The sequence below is a fragment of the Desulforapulum autotrophicum HRM2 genome (assembly GCF_000020365.1).
Taxonomy (GTDB): domain Bacteria; phylum Desulfobacterota; class Desulfobacteria; order Desulfobacterales; family Desulfobacteraceae; genus Desulforapulum; species Desulforapulum autotrophicum.
Genome location: NC_012109.1, coordinates 1 through 14,978, shown reverse-complemented (window position 1 = coordinate 14,978; position 14,978 = coordinate 1). Strand labels below are relative to the sequence as shown.

General features: G+C 40.4%; 15 protein-coding genes. 8 read left to right on the top strand and 7 right to left on the bottom strand.

Annotation, left to right across the window (positions count from 1 at the left end):
• Positions 1 to 3: 3 nt before the first annotated feature.
• The 4 genes from HRM2_RS24535 to HRM2_RS27280 are packed head-to-tail and all read left to right on the top strand — an operon-like array spanning position 4 to position 3,664.
• Positions 4 to 927, top strand: coding sequence for a chromosome partitioning protein ParB (locus HRM2_RS24535; RefSeq protein WP_012663308.1), 924 nt, complete (start codon positions 4 to 6; stop codon positions 925 to 927).
• Positions 884 to 2,386, top strand: coding sequence for a helix-turn-helix domain-containing protein (locus HRM2_RS24530; RefSeq protein WP_012663307.1), 1,503 nt, complete (start codon positions 884 to 886; stop codon positions 2,384 to 2,386). The genes HRM2_RS24535 and HRM2_RS24530 overlap by 44 nt, the downstream gene beginning before the upstream one ends.
• Positions 2,379 to 3,119 carry an ATP-binding protein gene (locus tag HRM2_RS24525; RefSeq protein WP_012663306.1) on the top strand — a complete coding sequence of 247 codons (741 nt, stop codon included), beginning with the start codon at positions 2,379 to 2,381 and terminating at the stop codon, positions 3,117 to 3,119. Before HRM2_RS24530 ends, HRM2_RS24525 begins: the two co-directional genes overlap by 8 nt.
• 8 nt (positions 3,120 to 3,127) lie before the next feature.
• Positions 3,128 to 3,664 carry a CHC2 zinc finger domain-containing protein gene (locus tag HRM2_RS27280; protein WP_012663305.1) on the top strand — a complete coding sequence of 179 codons (537 nt, stop codon included), beginning with the start codon at positions 3,128 to 3,130 and terminating at the stop codon, positions 3,662 to 3,664.
• A gap of 15 nt (positions 3,665 to 3,679) precedes the next feature.
• Here HRM2_RS27280 and HRM2_RS24515 read toward each other — a convergent pair whose 3' ends face one another.
• Positions 3,680 to 4,486: a metallophosphoesterase family protein gene (locus HRM2_RS24515; RefSeq protein ID WP_012663304.1), complete on the bottom strand. Its 807-nt coding sequence runs from the start codon at positions 4,484 to 4,486 to the stop codon at positions 3,680 to 3,682.
• A gap of 18 nt (positions 4,487 to 4,504) precedes the next feature.
• Positions 4,505 to 4,675, bottom strand: a complete 171-nt coding sequence (locus tag HRM2_RS27275; protein WP_012663303.1) for a hypothetical protein — start codon at positions 4,673 to 4,675, stop codon at positions 4,505 to 4,507.
• Positions 4,676 to 4,942: 267 nt separating this feature from the next.
• On the opposite strand from HRM2_RS27275, the gene HRM2_RS24510 reads away from it, so the two are divergent.
• Positions 4,943 to 5,899: a coiled-coil domain-containing protein gene (locus HRM2_RS24510; protein ID WP_012663302.1), complete on the top strand. Its 957-nt coding sequence runs from the start codon at positions 4,943 to 4,945 to the stop codon at positions 5,897 to 5,899.
• A gap of 442 nt (positions 5,900 to 6,341) precedes the next feature.
• On the opposite strand, the gene mobQ is transcribed toward HRM2_RS24510, so the two are convergent.
• Positions 6,342 to 8,081 (bottom strand): MobQ family relaxase, encoded by a 1,740-nt coding sequence (mobQ, locus tag HRM2_RS25710; RefSeq protein WP_049770554.1) that lies wholly within the window; start codon positions 8,079 to 8,081, stop codon positions 6,342 to 6,344.
• A 127-nt stretch (positions 8,082 to 8,208) separates the two neighbouring features.
• Here mobQ and HRM2_RS24500 point away from each other — a divergent pair, with 127 nt between their 5' ends.
• Positions 8,209 to 8,490 carry a hypothetical protein gene (locus HRM2_RS24500; protein WP_012663299.1) on the top strand — a complete coding sequence of 94 codons (282 nt, stop codon included), beginning with the start codon at positions 8,209 to 8,211 and terminating at the stop codon, positions 8,488 to 8,490.
• 2,435 nt (positions 8,491 to 10,925) lie between these two features.
• Here the strand turns inward: HRM2_RS24500 and HRM2_RS24495 are convergent.
• Positions 10,926 to 11,405: a hypothetical protein gene (locus HRM2_RS24495; RefSeq protein ID WP_041274330.1), complete on the bottom strand. Its 480-nt coding sequence runs from the start codon at positions 11,403 to 11,405 to the stop codon at positions 10,926 to 10,928.
• A 62-nt stretch (positions 11,406 to 11,467) separates the two neighbouring features.
• On the bottom strand, positions 11,468 to 11,785 hold the full coding sequence (locus HRM2_RS24490) for a hypothetical protein (RefSeq protein ID WP_012663296.1): 318 nt from the start codon (positions 11,783 to 11,785) through the stop codon (positions 11,468 to 11,470).
• Positions 11,786 to 11,869: 84 nt separating this feature from the next.
• Here HRM2_RS24490 and HRM2_RS26800 point away from each other — a divergent pair, with 84 nt between their 5' ends.
• Positions 11,870 to 12,136 (top strand): hypothetical protein, encoded by a 267-nt coding sequence (locus tag HRM2_RS26800; RefSeq protein WP_012663295.1) that lies wholly within the window; start codon positions 11,870 to 11,872, stop codon positions 12,134 to 12,136.
• A 154-nt stretch (positions 12,137 to 12,290) separates the two neighbouring features.
• A complete protein-coding gene (locus tag HRM2_RS24480) occupies positions 12,291 to 12,488 on the top strand; it encodes a hypothetical protein (protein WP_012663293.1) in 198 nt (65 codons plus the stop codon).
• 197 nt (positions 12,489 to 12,685) lie between these two features.
• Here the strand turns inward: HRM2_RS24480 and HRM2_RS24475 are convergent, their stop codons facing one another.
• The gene (locus HRM2_RS24475) at positions 12,686 to 13,975 is read right to left on the bottom strand and encodes a hypothetical protein (RefSeq protein ID WP_012663291.1); all 1,290 of its coding nucleotides are present in this window, start codon (positions 13,973 to 13,975) and stop codon (positions 12,686 to 12,688) included.
• A 1-nt stretch (position 13,976) separates the two neighbouring features.
• Positions 13,977 to 14,798 carry a ParA family protein gene (locus HRM2_RS24470; protein ID WP_012663290.1) on the bottom strand — a complete coding sequence of 274 codons (822 nt, stop codon included), beginning with the start codon at positions 14,796 to 14,798 and terminating at the stop codon, positions 13,977 to 13,979.
• Positions 14,799 to 14,978 lie beyond the last annotated feature (180 nt).

The window sequence follows — 14,978 nt, the reverse complement described above, 5'->3', positions numbered from 1 at the left end:
ACCATGATTGAACAGATTGAATTGTCGGAAATAGATCTTCGTTACGAATCGTATCGCCTTCGTTCAAAGGTAGAGGAGCAGGCTCTTATTAACTCTGTCTTGAACCATGGTATCCGGGAACCCTTGGAAGGTGTTGCGCCGGTGGACGGTCCCAAGATTCTTCTCAATGGCTTCAAACGGGTACGATGTGCCAAGAAACTCAACATTGGTATTGTTCCCTGGTATAGTCTTGGACAGGATGAAGCTGTTGGCATCCTTGAATTACTGCGCCGTTCCACGACCAAATCCCTTACGATTCTTGAACAGGCCCGGTTGATCGATGAACTTCAGGGTGTTCATGCCATGGGTACTGCCGATATTGCCCTCCTACTTGAAAAAAGTAAGGCCTGGGTGAGTGTACGTAGCGGCATCATGGTCGACATGAGCGAGTGCGTTAAAGCCGCTATTTTTAATGGTCGATTCCCTGCCTATGCCTACCTGTATATTCTGCGTCCGTTTATACGTATAAACGCAGTGACAAAAAAAGAGGTGAATACATTTGTGACTGTTGTATCCGGTATGCATTTGAGTATCCGTGAGATCAGAACGCTTGCCCATGGGTACTTTAAGGGATCGGACGAACTGCGCAAACAGATAGAAGTGGGTAATATCCCATGGTGCCTGAAGCAGTTGAAGGAAACAACCAAACCTGAGACTGGGTGTATAGGCGATGAACAGCGGATGCTCACAGATCTTGAGCAAGCGCTCAGGAAAATGCAGCGCATTTGTGTCAAAAGTTATGACAATCGCCTTACAAGTGGTGCATTCCTGGCCCAGGCTAATCTTCTTACCAAAGAATTATTAGATCATATAACACCATTTGAACAATCCATGAGGGCACTTTATGATCGATCAAGACAAACGCCAGGCAATCTATTATCTACATAAAGAGGGAATGAGCCTGCGGACAATAGCCCGCAATATGGGCATCTCTGTCAACACGGTAATATCCATTATCCAACAGCAAGGTTTGATACCGGAACCGCTCCGCAAAGATAAAATCACGATTGACGAGGCTCTTCTGAAAAAAGTTTACCAGGAGTGTAACGGCTGGAACCAGCGGATCCATGAAATTCTTACGGAAGAGCATAAGCTTGATGTTGGTTATTCAACATTAACCCGGATGATCCGTGAGCTTGACCTTGGTAACAGCAAGAAGAATAAACGTTGTAGCCAGGTTCCTGATCAGCCAGGGCAGGAGATGCAGCATGACACCACCACCTACGTCCTGCCGATAGGTGATGTTCGAATCAGGGTTGTTGCCAGCATCATTTACTGGCGCTACTCCAAGGTTCGTTATCTGAAGTTCTACCGTCATTTTGATCGATTTACCATGAAATGCTTTTTACATGAGGCACTAATGTTCTGGGGATATGCTGCCCGGGAATGCATCATTGACAATACCAACCTGGCCCGTCTGCGGGGGCTCGGCAGGAATGCTGTGATTGTTCCTGAAATGGAACGATTTGCAGCCCAGTACGGATTTGAATTTGTCTGTCACGAGAAAAATCATCCCAACAGAAAAGCCGGCAATGAAAGGAGCTTTTATACAACGGAGACAAACTTCATTCCCGGCCGAACCTTTAAGACGTTCGAAGACCTCAATCAACAAGGGTTAGCCTGGGCGACGGTGCGGATGCCGAACCGGCCTATGGCTAAAACCAGACTGATCCCCGAGAAGCTGTTTGCCCATGAACAGACATTCCTGACGAAAATGCCCGCATTCATTACACAGCCTTACCGTGAACATCAGAGAGTCACCGATCAATACGGGTATATACCCGTTGACGGCAATTATTATTGGGTACCGGGAACCGGTCGTCATGACGTGATTGCCCTGGAATACAGCGACCATCTTAAAATCTATCTCAACAGGCAGTGTCTTGGGGAGTATCAACTTCCACCAGAAGGTACGAAGAATAAAAAGATAGGACCAGACGGGCAACCACCGCCCATACGTCAGCCTCGCAACCGAAAAAAACCAACAATAAACCAGGAAAAACTTTTGAGAGAGCTCTCCTCTGAAGTGAGTAAGTACATAGATGAATTTGTAATACCGATGAGTGGTAAAAAACGTCATGGGTTCATCCGGCAAATGTACAGCCTGAACCAAAAACTGACGCCCTCATTGTTTATCGCAGCAATTGCGAGAGCCTTAACCTATCGCATCACCGATATTGAAACCATTAAACGAATTGCCGTTCTCAAGATGCAACAGGGAAATTGCAAAATCCAAAGCCCTGATGTGGATATGACGTACATAAACCGTAAAAGCTTTCTTGAGGGGCAGTTCGCCGATGAAGTAGACCTGACCACTTATGACGATCTGGAGGATACCCATGGATAAAGAATTGGAAGCTATGCTCAAGTATATCCGGCTACCAGGATTATTGGCAAATTGGAACAGCTATCTGACGACTGCGGGTCAGGATAACTACTCGCACACAAGACTCTTGAAAGAGATCATCCAAAATGAATATACCATCAAGAAAGAGAACTCCAGAAAACTTCGGATCAGCAAAGCATGCATACCGGAAAGGTATGTCATGGAGACCTTCCCGTTTGACCGGCAACCCAATCTATCCAGGAAAAAAGTCATTAACATTTATGACTCGGACTACATGGAACAACGACAGAACATAATCTGGATAGGCTCCACGGGCACCGGAAAGACTGGACTTGCCACATCCTTTTTGATGCAGGACATCAATAAGGGATACAAGGGCCGTTTTATAACCTTCCCTGAACTTGTTGAACTGCTGTATCAATCGGTTGCAGATCATACTGAAGCAAAAATCATCAAGATGTTCGAGGGATACGACACTCTTCTGATCGATGAGTTGGGCTACGTGGAGATAGAGCCGATCCAGGTAGGTTTATTTTTTACACTGATGCAACGGCGACATAAAAGAAAGACCACGTTAATCACCTCAAATCTCGGGTTTGCTCAATGGACCACCTTCTTGCAAAACAACCAACTGACGGCTGCGCTTATTGACCGTTTGACAGAAAACAGCCATGTAATCAACATGAAGGACTGTGTAAGCTTGCGAGCAAAGCTGAATACCGGACAAGGGTAGGAACTGCCATGGCCGGTTCCCGTTATACCCGTGAACATCTATTTACCCTTCGTAACCACATCCTTATAGACAGGCTGATTGAAACCATGGCCATACCTTCAAAAACCCAGGAAGGGTGTTATAGGTTCCAATGCCCTGTTTGCAACGGGTTCAACACCGGTATTAACCCAAAGACAAATCTGGCACGCTGTTTTAATTGTCAAAAAAACTATAACACAATTGACCTTGTGATGACTGTCAAAGAGCTGAGCTTTATTGATAGCGTTGCTTACCTGGAAGCATTAAAAATGACAATCCCGGTCCCATCAAGGGAGGCACACTCCCCTCCACCGACGCCAAACCGTTCAAGGGATACTGTCAAACAAAGCAAACCGGTGGTCCTTGGTGACATCTTCAAATCACTAGCAACATCTGCCCCAATCACATCCCCACAGCTTCGAAACAATGAGCGTCAGACAATTGAGAATCTTCATGAGAGAGTCTCGGTACTGGAAGACTGCATCAAATCTCTAACTGACAAAATAGCTTTAATTGAGCTTCGCTAACTGAGCACCCGTTAATCAAGTAAGGCAGGGGCCTGCGGGATAGCTGCGGGGTTCTAATTTTATTTTTTTAGGCGGGGTATTGGCCTGCTCTGTTAACCAACGTATCAATTTATCTGAGCAGAATTGTATCAATTTAACTGAGCGCCATAGGTGGAGGCTCATCAATGGTTGATATTGTTCTAAAAAATAATAAACAGCTTTGGAGCCTACTTGTTTCCCATGGGTGCAAACATCCAGACCTGCAAAAGCAGGTGGAGCATGGATAACATAGATGGCCTTCTCCATGGAGTCCGGTAAAGGAAGATTTTTTAGTTCTTCTTCAATGGTTGGTAAACTTTGAGCATAAGTTTGCCAGTGCTCTATCTTTTTCCAGCCAGACAAGGTTGATAGCATGGCAGACCCGAATTGTCTTTCAAAAACAAATTTTTGATTATCCACTCGGCATCGGTCTTTCAATCGAAAGGGATAATCTGGAACCCAGTTGATGCCAATAAATTCAAAGTTATTGATTGAAGTTTTTTGTTGAGCAATATTATGGACCAACTCATACTTTTGGCAAACCTCGTTAAATAGTGGATCAAAGGCTATCAAGTCGTCATTACCCGGAAAGCAAAGATAAGGCACGCCAATCTTGTCGAAGCTCTTAAAGTGATCCTGCAGATAGCCAACAATGAATTTGTCCTGGTCAAACAGACTTTTCCCGGCCGGCAACATATCTCCACCATTGATAACCATGGCTGCACAATGTTTTTGAGCCTCAATTTGCAACTGATCGTACTTCCAGGATTTTCCATGTAAGTCAGACGTGTAGAGAATCTTCATATTTCTTATGTGTGACCCTTATTCTTCAATTAATCCCATTGCAACGGCGTCCTCAAATGGTATTCCCCCCATTATCTGATCTATCTGTGCAATATTGTCGGTCTCCTTTTTCAATACAATCTCGATCTCTTTTTGTATATTTTTTTTTGGTGGCTGAACAGGCGCTTTAAAATCGTGATAGATGATCATATATATCCTCCGGTGCTATTGAAAGTCCTTTTTGTATTAAGCGTAAAACTTCATGTTTGTACCTTACCTTATATATAAGGGGCCGTATCTTTGAACTGTTTATGGCACAGACAATTAGAAAACCCTGCACTCGCCCAGCAAAAGACCAGAATATAGATTGACAATCATAAGTGAAAGGTTTACTTTAAGTAAACAAGTCTACTAAGTAGACCACCTATAAATAAAGGTTATAAGGTCTACCAATAAAAACAAATAAGGAAAAACAAAATGGAAAAAACAACAATGTCACAAAAAGTAGATGTAGACCTTGCAGAAAAATTCAAAGAGCTTCAAGCTGCGGCCGGTGGAACAGGACAAGATTTTATTGAAACTCTCATTGCCACTTATACCCAGGCCCAGGTCGACACAGATACCTCATCCCCTATATATAAGGAACAGATTAAAGTCCGTCAGTCCTTGTCCCAAGTGGAACGAGTCGTGTGTGCTTTCCTTGAGCTTGCATCCAATGATAAAATAGCTGTAGAAGAAAAATCCAAAGAGGCTGTGGTTGAAGCCCAGAAGAAGGTTGTGGAGCTTGAGAACCAAATTAAAGAGAATGTCGAGCAATTAAAAACTATCCAGGAAGAGAAAGAGAACCTTAAAAAACAGGTGATCGGACTTGAAGAAAAAGCTGAAAGCCTGGAGACCTTAAAGTCAGCCTGGGCAGAAAAAGAGTCCTCTTGGAAAGAAAAGGAATCAGGTTTGAATACTCGGATAACTGAATTAGATATCGAGGCAAAACAGGCCCGTGAGTTGTCTAAAACGGTTGTCGGGTTGGAAAAAGAATTAACTCAGAAAAATTCTGCCCTTGCCCTTGCAGATCAGCAAACCAAATACGACCAGGGCAGTATCGAGGACCTTAAAAAGATGGTGGAAGAATATCGGGGAGAAGTAACAGGTCTTCGTACAAAATTATCCACTGCACAGCAAGATATTAATACTGTGAGACTGGAGTGTTCTTCTCAAGTCAATCAAATAGAAAAAGAATATGCCTCTCAAATTAATAAAATAGAGAAGTCTGCAGCAGAAGAAAAAGGTTTGCTATCTGGTGAATTAAAAAACATAAAAAAACAACTTGTAGAATCTCAAAAAAACTTTGCAGAAAATAAATTGAGAGAGGCAACAGATAAATCAGAAAAAAATAAAATAGATGATCAAACTCTATCTCTTCCTGGATTCGATTAAACTTGTAATGGATTTTTTGGGAAAGCATAATACTTTTCCAACGGCCCCTTTGATTATACTTTGTTTGACAAACCCTCCCCCACCCTTTTTCATAGAAAAATATCAGCTTTTGGTGTGATATTTTTTTTATATAAAAGGGTGGGGGAGGGGATCTGTAGGCAGACAAATAATTTTAAAAGAAGAACAAAAAAATAAAAAAAGGTAGACATGCAAAAACATACTTTACCGCCGAACGGCCATATTGGATTAACACAAAGATGTTGGGCAAACATTAGGAGATGTATCCGGTGTTGTCGGCAGGACACCAACAAACTCGACCTGTGTATCAAAAAATGTATTGAATCACAAAGAAAAGGTAATTTTACTCGAAAAACGTGGCAACAAATTAATGACGATGACAATGTTATGAGTATGTAACGTCAAGGTTCAGGGTTAAAACACATTACATTCTCATTCCTGATTCCTCTTCCGATTCTGGTTCCTGGGCCTTCGGGCCAGATCCCTGGTCCTCTTGATCTGGCGTTTTATGATTCAAGGCGGTTGTTGCCCTGGGGATGTCGGTTTTCTGCTCCTGGATCGTGGAAGCCAATGCTTTTTGTTCCCTTTCTATATCTGCTTTAATTTCATCAACAATGGGCATAGATTCAAGTCTTTTGAGATTTTTTTCAGCTATTTTAAGATTTATGTTCGCTGTTTTGATTTTATTTTTTAAAAAATCTATAGAATTTTTTAACTGTTCAATTGTAGATAGTGCGAACATATATGTTTTTGTTTTTTTATCTGTAAAAAGCTTCACAAAAAAGTTTTTTTCTTTATGTTCTTTGTTTAATTGGTTTAAAGCTGATTCAGCGAAATTTTTTTCTTCTAAATTCCCCTCTAAATTTTCTTTATACTCTCTCAAAGAGTCTATTATCTCTTGGTGTTTTGCTTGTGCAGCTTCATATCTCGCCCGAATTTCTTTTTTATTAGATTTTTTGGGCCTGGGGGTCTTTACCTCTATCTTTTTGGCCTTCGGGCCAGACTCCTGGGGCACTGGGGCTGAAGGTTTGTGGTTCAAGATAGTTGTTACCTCTGGTTCCTGGGTCTTCGGTTCGGGTTCCTGCATATTTTCATGTTCCCAGGGATCAAAAGATTCCGCTTCCTGGGCCTTCGGGGTTAAATTCTGATTCTCTTGGACTAAGGAAGGGTGGTTCAAGGCCGTTGTTATTTCTGGTTCCGCTGGTTCGTCATATTGATCACCACCGTATATGAGGGCATATTCCTCTAAAATCAAGTCATCAATTTCAAGATTGATATCGTCAATGTTCTCTATGTGTGTCGAAACTAATTGTTCTAAGCGATCAAGCTCTGCATTATTTGCTTTGATGTATTCGTTGAGCAAGGCCCTTTCTGCCGCTTTGCCTTTTTTGTGCATTGCAGATGCCGTGGGGCCTACGTGTATTTGTGGTTCTCGGTCGATCCCTTGGTCTTTAAGACTCCGGTGATCGATCCGGGCCTCCTCACCGGCCAGGGCAAGGGCTTTGTTTGCAAGGGTTCCCCATTCCTCTCTTTCTTGTTTTAATTCAACGTTTCGATAGCAGAGGCCAGCTTCTTTACGGTTCTTGTCGCTCCATTCTCTTTCACACTTATCAGGCCCCAGGGCGGTTCCCGCCTGGATCATGGGGCGAGTCGTTGTTAAAAGGTGTGCGTGACGGTTGTCGTTGCTTTCGCCCGTATCTTTATCGGTATGGCCAGCATGGATGCAGATATCAACTGCACATCCATGTTTTGCATTAAGTTTTTCGGCAAATTCACGGCAGAGGTTTATACATTGTTCAAGATCCAGTTCTTTCGGCAATGCAACTTCATACTCTCTGGCTGTCGTTGCATTTTTTCTGGTCTCTGTGGATTCTGCAAGATTCCACAATTCCTCTCGGCTCAATGTTGAGCCGATGATCTCTTTATGTTCGACACCACCCTTTCTGGTGTAGTCGAAATCTTCTCCGGTTCGAAGGTCTTTGACTTTTTCGGCAGATCGGTAAGCGGATGCGGCGGTTGCAGATCTGCCCTTTGATCTTTGTACTGGCTTGACTGACATATGATATATGGCCATCTTTTGCTTTTTCCTTTCCCCCTTTCCAAGGGGGTCGGCTTTTGGGCCGGGGGGTTTTTGGCTCCGCAGGACGTGATTGAAATTTTCCAAAGGACAAATTTCCTAAGTGCGCCCTTGCTCTTTGGGTCAAGGGTATCACATCCACGCTCTCTTGACAACTACCTGCCATATCCATATACTTCTGTAGATGAATACCAATAATAATGGAGATCAGTTTATGAGTACAAAAAAAGAACAAGAACTAATCAAGCAACGTGATAAACTAATAGCAAAACAAAAACAGATAACTGCTAAACTGCAGAAACAAAAAGCATTGAATAAAGAAAGAGAAAGAAAAAAAAGAACAAAAATACATATTTTACTAGGAATTATGCTTGATGCTGAAATTAAAAATAATATTTTTGATGATGTAGAAATACAGAGAATGATAAAAACGCATTTGACAAAAAAAGAAGATTCAGATCTCGTATCTGAATATTTATTCCCAACAGAGTCTTAAAAACAAAATGAAAATGGTGATAAATCTCATAAATCGTTCCTGCAGCTCCATTGAGCTGTATTGAAGCGGGCTTTAAGGAATATTATTTCGACAAATATAGTGTTACTATAATTTTTAAAATCACAATAGTAACATAGGGAGAGACTTTAATTTAAGTACAACAGTAACAGTTGACTACATGACTCAAAAATGAACACTTCCGTTGGCTTTCTATTTATCTTTTGTTTCTCTAAAAATGGATAATTAATTCTTTTTTGGGAGAATATTAATGTTTTTTACTGAATGTCTTTGCTTTAAATTTTGGCCTCTATATTATGTCTGGCCCACCTTTTATTGAGTCTCCATTGTATCTTTTTAGGGTGATCTAATTGTAGTTAATCTAAGTTTGTCGATCTAAATTCTTGTAATTCTATTGGTTTTGGAATTCTATTTTAATATTTTGTCAACCAATATAGCAGCAGTAATCCTAAATATTCTTTTGATTATCAGCAAGTTAGATCTAAACCAGTTAATGATAGACGATGTTTTGGCTTATCGACTAAAAGGGATGCTTGCCTATATATGTTTGGGTATTGTGAGTGGGTTAGTATTTGTGATAAACCAGTAAGTCTCTGAAATATTTAATTTAATCCAGGTACAACAAACAAATCTTTTGATGATCTATTGAATGTCCGGGCTGCCTTGTAATTATGCCGATCTATATGTATTTGGCTGCCTGTTCCACCGATCCTCCTATTATTCTATGTTATGCGACCATATATATTGAATCTCAAGCTTTCCAATAAGCCTGACAAAAGGGCCTTTACTGCTTTATCAACGGTTTTTCAAATTAGGGGAGGGTTGTGTATGCTTTTGTCCTTCAACCCATGGTTTGCTTGCCGTTTTATCTGTTGAAGCGCTATTTATGGCTTTGGAACCCTACCGAATGTAGCCAATCCAGGTTTTTGCCGTACTATTTTTATTTTTGGGTCGCCTACCCTATATGGGGTTTACTCAATGATATAGCTTCTGGTCCGGTAATACTAAAACCCATGTTTCCCTTTTATTATTTGTTAATCAAGAGGTTTATGGTGCAACAATCAGTGTTTTAGCCATCCTAAAGAAGAGTTTTAGCCGATCAGAAAGTGGTTTTACAAAGGACGCAGCTAATCTGCAGCACTCTATCCTCCCAAGATAAATGCTATTGCGTATCGATCTATAATTAAGCCTATGTTTTTGGGGGAACAAGAGCAAGTTGACGATCATTCCCTTGTTTGAGGGGTATTTTACCATGTCTGATGCAAGCAAAAAGGTAGTTCCTGGTGATATTGTGACAAATGCTAAGCCTATATATTCTTTTGTCCTTCAACGCTTAATTTGCTTGTCGTTTTTGTCCTTGTACCTCTATCTATGGTTTTGGGTTTCTGACTAATGTGGTCTATCCGGGATGTTTTTCCCAAGTCAAAACATTAGGGGAAGAATCAGATTGTCGGCAGTCCTGAAATTTAGATTTGTTTAGGCGATCCAATGAATTTTGTTCTGCTATTTTTATAATCTTTGTAAAAAAAACAATTTACATTGTAAAATCAGTCGTTTAAAAAGTTTGCCTGCAGTTTGCCTGCACTTTGCCTGCAGTCAAAAATATTTAGAGCATCTTTAATAGTTTTCCCAAGGGTTTGTAAATAACAAGGCTGGACAGGGGTAGGAAATAAATTCTTGGAGTATCAATTATTCGTTAGTCAATGTGGTTGATCTATTTTAAGTTGGTTGTTGTTGATTATTTTGGGCTTTCTTCTGCGAACAGTATAGCAATACAAGAATAAGCAAGGAATGCCGTTAATGTAGATCAAGAAAAAGTTGTGAAACTTGAGAGCTGGACAAAAAAATTGTGACAAATGCTAAGCTATGTATTCTTTTGTCCTTCAACGCTTAATTTGCTTGTCGTTTTTGTCCTTGTACCGCTATCTATGGTTTTGGGTTTCTGACTAAGGGTCTGTTGATAAATTAACCATCTATATATGGCGGGTTTTCTGCGAAAACCACCTTTCGGGTGGGAAACAATAAAAAAAAATCTGTTTTTTTACAATACGTTATCTTTTAATACAACCTCTCCTAAGGTAGGTTTTCCCGGAAACGCCCCCATATAGTATTTGTGCCCCAATGGGGTGTCTCCGTCAGAGATTTCTGCATAGTTTGTTTTTTGACAGACCCTAAGGTTGAGTTGAGGGACGTCGTCAACAGCCTCCGCGTCAACGCTTCCCGTTCACAGCGTCCCCTCGAACGACCTGTTATTACTTTATCCAGGCTTGATCATAAGATGGGCCACCTATACAGAAGCTTATTTAAAATCACCTTCAAAGGCCTGTAATCATAGTGCTTATTGTTTTATTTCAAAATAGTCGGAACAATATGGTCGGTCTTATGATCAAGCCCCTTTATCCTATGATGGTAAGTTATCAATTTCCTGTCATAGCTGCCTGACTCAACTCGATTACCTGCTCTCCCAGTAAAACTTTTCCAGATTCAATCTTCAGTTTCCATGTGTCATCAGAAAACAAGATGGATTGAGCATCACTGGTGGCTGGAACTTTCACAAGAGTGCCGTCCGTTCCTTCAAAAGTCACAGTCGCACCGGAGCGGGATACCTTAAACAGCGTTGAGCTGGATTCAATATCGATCTCGTTATTCCCAATAAAATTAATCAATTTCACTGTAGCACCGCTCTCTACGATGACATGGTTGATCTCTAACGTACCGTAGACCACAGCATTGCTTCCGGCTGAAATGGTTGTGGATAAAGTATCTGGCGAGAGCACCGCAATATCTGGCGTATTATCGCCAGAACCAATCAATTTTGTCACTTGATTAATAAACTCTTCATTATGGTAGTAGGCATCCGACATAATGTCCGTTCCCAATAAATTACTGTTCATCATATCTGAAACACTTATAGCTGTGCCTGAATAAAGCCCTAAGGGTCTGTGAAAAAATTAATCATCTATATATTGTGCATATTACCCCACTGGGGCGTCTCCGTCAGAGATTTTTGCACAGTTAATTTTTTAATGGGCCCTAATACTCGAGAGTCACCACATGGGACATTATTATTTTCTCCACAATCTGACCCATTAGCTAAAATATCCCGATAATGATGCAGTACCCAACCGAACCCCAAACTTTCAATCTCTTCCACAATAGTTTGAAAATATAAAAAAGCATCAGTAGTGTGCATCGGTGCACCAAATTCACCTAGAATAAAAGGGACATTATGTTCATCAGAAATTGATTTAATTTGTGAAAAATCTGCTTTTATCATTTGTGTCCTTCCGGCTGGCCTGCGTGATTTAACTTTTTCAGAATGATATTATCGGTTCCAAACATGATCATATAGGAGGAACCGATGAAATCAGCACCATCACCCGCAGCCGTTTCAGCATTAAAGAAAGTTCAGAAGCAATTTAAACACTGGCGTAAAACAAAAACCGGCAGGGAACGTATCCCGGATTCATTATGGCAGGCAGCCGCAGATGTTTTTCATATCGGGGGACATAGCCTGAACAAGGTTGCAAAAGCCTTACACCTGAACCATACTCATTTAAATTTTTTAGGTTCGCTCCGAACCGATAAGCGAAAACAGATATTGCCCTTCTCTCATTCTCGCAGGTAATCCATGGCCCTATAATATTCAAAAATATTGATTTGCCACTACCCAAAGGAACAAACAGCACGAAAGAATTATTGTTAACTATAAGTTAACTCATATATTAGTTAACTCACTGAAATCATAGCTTTAATAGTTAACTGTTAAAAAAAGAGACAATATGACAAAAGAAAAGTTAGAATTTAAACTTGATTCGAAAATAGTGTCCAAACTTAAGGAATTACAGAATACAGCTGGTGGGACTGTTCAAGGCTTCGTTAAGAATAAAGGTAAAACAATTTGTTTAGGAGTGTGGGGCTGGGATATCATAGCCGGTGGGGATCACAAGGATGGCCCCAAAGCCCTTCAGTTTGCATGACAGTACCCTCTTTGATGGAAAGGTTTGGAAGCAACAAATCCTACATTGCAAACATTAGCAAAACAAAAAGAACTGAGAACGAGTTTTTAAGCGCCATCCTACACCCCTTAAAGCTCGATACAAACCATGATGCATAGAGGACTATCAAAAAAACCGCTATAAGCCAAAAAGACCAAAATACGACGATTAAAGTCCACCTATTTTTTTTCTTCTTTTTGAAAATATAATCTCAATCGATTCTCAAGCCGTGTATCTATTGTTTGTTTTTTTAAAAAAACATTCACAGATGCTTTCATTGTTGGTGTCATATATTCTTTTGTAATTTCATCTAATGCAGCCTTAACAGCCTCATTGTCATTCATAAACATCAAAAATGATTCCTGGTCGGCAAGCTCCCTTTCTTTTTGTCGAGTATTTTCCATTGATGCAATAATTTCTTGTTGTTTAGCTACTTCCTCAGCCTTTAATCTTGTCGCTTTTTCTTCAGGGAATTCAAATCCATTGGGTCGCTCAAGACCACCACTCAAAACGCTTTTAAAAAAATATGAAATAGGAGAACTGGCTGCTTTAATTTTTGGATGATGTTCGCCTATCTGAAGTTGCTGTAACAAAAAATCAGGTGTGCATATTTCATGTTCATCACACCAGCTTGTTATTTTTTTTAGAGTTAATCCTTGAGAATTCCAATAATCAGAATTTTTAAAAAAGACAGATAGATTTTTATTATTATATATCTGTCTGTCTGTCATATAAGAGGCACTTGCTTGCTCTGTTGTCCTGTTGCTCTGTTGTCCTGTTGTCCTGTTGTTCACTTGCTCGCTTGCTCTGTTGTTTACTTGCTCTGTTGTCCACTTGCTCACTTGCTCACTATTTATCACAGAGGAGCTACCGAACAAAGGCTTGCACTTTGATTCTGAAACTTGACAAGTAGTGCCCTTTTTTACCCCGTCATTAATGCTGTTTGGTCTGGAAATATATCCTTTTTTTTCGAGGCTTAAAAGAGCGTTACGCACGGTACCATAGGCTATCGGCGGTTTCCAACGTAAGCCTATTCTTTCCGGGCCGGAGACTTTGAATGGACGATTGAAGTAAATTTCAAACAGAATTTGATACTGATTAAGTCTTAAATTAGTCGGTTTTAAATCGATACAAAAACCGTCCACTTGCTCACTTGCTCTGTTGCTCACTTGCCCTGTTGTCCTGTTGTCCTCTTGTTCACTTGCTCTGTTGCTCTCTTGTCCACTTGCTCTGTTGTTCACTTGTTCACTTGTTCTGTTGCTCTCTTGTTCGAACAAGTGGCCACTTGCTTGCTCACTTGTTCTGTTGTTCACTTGCTCTGTTGTTCTGTTGCTCACCTGCTCTGTTGCTCTGTTGCTCGGTTTGTTGAGTGCTTTAAGGATAGCTTGCTCTTTCTCTTTTTCATTTTGTGAGATATTTTGAGACTTTGTTTCAGCGATCCTGTCTGCCAGACTTTTAGGTTTTCCCATCTTATTCTCCTGATCTTTCAGGCTCGAAGAAAGAAAGAAATTCTTTTGTAAATGTTCTAAAACCTTGTGCTCCTTTTGATGTTGGTGAATATGAAAACACGGATGTTTTTCTCATGGTTTCAATTGTTTCAAAAACGGAGCTTGTGGGGATCGTTGTTTCAAAAATGTTTTCTTCACCAAAACGGTTTTGTGCTTCTTGAATATTAGCCTTGTGTGCGGATTTGCGTCGATCTATTTTATTTATCAAAATCTTGATAAACCTTAGGTTAGGGTTGCCGTTGTCTCGTACACTCTGCATCAATTCAAGGACCCCTTTTACTCCTTCAAGTGAATTGCCACTGCCAGCATCAACCGGAATCATGACAAAATCTGAGGCATACAGAGCATTGGATACAAAAATAGAAAGGGTAGGTGGACAATCAATGAGTGCATAATCGTATTTGTCTTTCACATAGTCATAAATTTTATTTCGAAGGTTCCAATTACTTTCGGGGAAATTTATTGCTAAGGGGATTTCTAATCCCGAAGTCTCTGTTATATTTGGCAGGATGTCGAGGTTTTCATGTATTGTCGAATATATACAGTCTTTGAGATCAATAGGTTGCTTTTCACCAGGGTCTAATAATTGATATATGCAGTTGTTAATTTTCATAGGATCTTGCATAAGCGCCCTGGTCGTATCGCTTTGGGGGTCAATATCAATAATAAGAACTTTTTTCTTTTGAATGGCCAATCCAGCGCTTAGGTTGACAGCTGTAATTGTTTTTCCAGTACCACCCTTGTAGTTTGAAATTGATCCGATGAAGCACTCTTTTTTGTTCATAGGCCTCCTTTAAAATGTCTGATATATTGACCGATAGTCTAAAATAACAACAATGTCAACATCTTTAATGTTACTGATCTATTGTATGGTTATATGTATGATGTGTTTTAAGAGAGAAAAATATTACATGTAATAATAAAACAGATACTGGAGTAACTAAGAAGAGTCAGTATCTGGCAA